Raw genomic sequence first — 2,779 nt, 5'->3', positions numbered from 1 at the left:
CAATCGCAACGCCCGGAGAGCAGGCGTTGCTGTGGTTACAATTACTTGATCATATAGACATAAGCGGTAGTGACGCCATATTTCTCCGCCAGCTTTGCTGCAGGAATGCCTTTGGCGCGCTTGGCGAGAATGTCCTGCCGCATCTTTGCGGCATCTTCGGCAGACCGGCGACGGCGCCGGGGCACCCCATTGTGATAAGAGTTTCCTTCATGCTGCGCAGTTTCAAGTATTTTCTGCGCAATCACGATGATGCGGTTGAGACGGCCAATCTGCGTTTTTGAAAGTGACATGGGTTTTCCATTTGCCTTGCTGCGGAACTTGACAGGTTTGTTTTGGCAGAGTCAAAAACATCTTTTGCTTACAACCAACGACGGTAGCGGGCAATGACGTGTTTGTCCGACGGCCACAACTAAAGCCAGCAATGATGAAAAATTTGTTGTCAAATTTACTTGTCTGAATGTCAACTGCGTCTGCGTCGCCTGCGTTCGCCACCTTCATCACTTGTGGAAACGATTTCTTTGATCGGTGGAAGGGTGACGGCAGCGGACAGGTTTGGAAAAATGGCCGTCTTGTGCGGAATGGCCATGGCCTCAACGAAGTGCTGCTGAAACAGGGGCTCTACCGCCGTTTCGATCTTCTCGATCCTGCGGACCACTGCTTCGATCTCATTGCGCGCTCCGGCATTGAGCAGCGCGATCCTGGCGCCCGTCCCAGCAGCATTGCCCGCGCTTTGCACCTTGGAGAGATCGCAATCCGGGATCAGGCCAAGGATCATCGCATACTTGACATCAATATGACTGCCAAAGGCGCCCGCCAGCCTGATCTTGTCGACCTGCTCAATGCCCAGCTTGTCCATCAGCAGCCGGATGCCGGCATACAGTGCTGCCTTTGCGAGTTGAATCGCGCGCACGTCATTTTGCGTAATTCGGATGAGAGGCTCATTGCCATCTGGCCTAGGCGAGCGGATCACATAGTTGAAGGTGCGACCATGGGCCTCAACGCGTGGCGTCCGGGCAGACATGGAGCCATCGATCAGACCATCTTGATTGATGATGCCTGCAAGATACATTTCAGCGACAGCCTCGATGATGCCGGACCCGCAGATCCCGGTCACCCCTGATTGGCTGATCGCCTCTTCGAAGCCATCTTCATCTGACCACTTGTCGCAGCCAATCACCTTGTAGCGTGGCTCAAGTGTTTCCGGATCGATGCGGATTCGCTCGATGGCGCCTGGAGCGGCGCGCTGGCCAGAAGAAATCTGGGCACCTTCAAAGGCTGGCCCAGTCGGCGAAGAGCAAGCCAGTAGCCGGGCTCGCGAGCCCAGCACGATTTCTGCATTGGTGCCGACGTCAACCGCCAGCATGATTTCGTCCTGTTCGTGGGGGGCTTCCGACAGCACCACGCCTGCAGTATCGGCGCCGACATGGCCCGCAATACATGGCAGGACATAGGCCCAGGCGCCCGGATTGAGATGGAGGTCGAGTTCATGGGCGGGGCAGGTGATGGCGAGGCCCGTTGCCAGCGCGAACGGCGCCCCGCCAAGCTCTGTGGGGTCAATGCCAAGAAACAGATGGTGCATCACCGGGTTTCCGACCAGAACGACCTCGAGAATATCGGATAGTGCAATGGCGCCCTGCCGCGACGTCTCCTCAGCCAGGGTGTTGAGCGCCTGCCGGATGGCTGCGGTCATTTCCTTCTCGCCGCCCGGGTTCATCATCACGTAGGAGACCCGGCTCATCAGGTCTTCGCCAAACCGTATTTGCGGGTTCATCAAACCTGCAGAGGCGATGACCTCTCCCGTCGAGAGGTTGGTCAAATGAGCCGCAATGGTTGTTGAGCCGACGTCTACCGCAAGCCCAAATGCCTTGTCGTGAAACCCCGGCCATGTGGCAACCAAGCGATTTCCACCCCCCGGTGCGCGTGAGAACACTGCCGCGGTGATCTTCCATTCACCCTTGCGCAAGGTCTTCTGGAGATTGGCAATGATGGCTAGATCGCAGGATATGTTGTCGATGCCCCACTGTTCCTTCAGCGCTTTGTAAACGCGCTCAAGGTCAGAGGAGGGCTTGTGCATGTCGGGCTCTTCAACTTCGATGAAGCAGAGCCGTGTCGATGGATCCAGGGCAATGGCGCGTGTATCGGCTTCCTTGCGCACTACCTGCTTGTGAACCTGTGACTCAGGCGGTACGTCAATGACAAGATCGCCCGTGATGCATGTCTGGCAGGACAGGCGCCGACCCGCCGGGAGCCCCCGGATCTTGTCGTAGCGCTCTTCGACCCTGGAAATGCCTGTGACATGGGACGCAGTCGAGGTAATGCCATGCTTGGCAAACTCTCCTTCGCCGACCGTTATCTGACAGCGTCCGCAAATGGCTCGCCCGCCACAGACGGAATCAATGTCAACGCCAAGCGCCCGGGCAGCCTGCAATACCGGAGTTCCCGGTGCAAAGCGGCCACGCTTGCCGGACGGCGTGAAGACGATGAGGGGGTTGAATTCGGTCATTGCGGATATCCTGACTGTCGCCCCTGTCTACGCATGGTTCCGCCGCGACGATCAGCGGCGGCGGCGCGCCTCTCGTGCCGCGCGACGGGCAGCAATTTCCTCGGCGGTTGGCGCTATTTCGCCCGGCGCCAAGGCGGCAGCGGCGGGCGCTGGCGCCATGTCGCGGAACTTGTTGTTCCAGAACTTGCAATGAGCGTCTGTTCCATTCAGGACATTCGCACCGAAGATGGCATGCATGTCTTCGTCGTGCAGCGGGTTCATGATCGCCGAGGTCAT

Annotated in this window: 2 protein-coding genes and 1 pseudogene; 1 reads left to right on the top strand and 2 read right to left on the bottom strand. The window is 58.1% G+C overall.

The window, feature by feature from the left end; genetic code table 11:
- The coding region (locus ACILRN_RS16565) for a hypothetical protein (RefSeq protein WP_395690064.1) at positions 1–281 on the top strand (281 nt) is incomplete at its 5' end.
- Positions 282–460: 179 nt separating this feature from the next.
- Here ACILRN_RS16565 and ACILRN_RS16560 read toward each other — a convergent pair.
- On the bottom strand, positions 461–2,503 hold the full coding sequence (locus ACILRN_RS16560; protein WP_395690063.1) for an ASKHA domain-containing protein: 2,043 nt from the start codon (positions 2,501–2,503) through the stop codon (positions 461–463).
- Positions 2,504–2,554: 51 nt separating this feature from the next.
- A pseudogene (locus ACILRN_RS16555) lies at positions 2,555–2,779 on the bottom strand (methyltetrahydrofolate cobalamin methyltransferase); the annotation flags it as partial.

The organism is Aestuariivirga sp., assembly GCF_044238155.1.
Taxonomy (GTDB): Bacteria; Pseudomonadota; Alphaproteobacteria; order Rhizobiales; family Aestuariivirgaceae; genus Aestuariivirga.
This window is presented reverse-complemented; position numbering and strand designations above follow the sequence as displayed.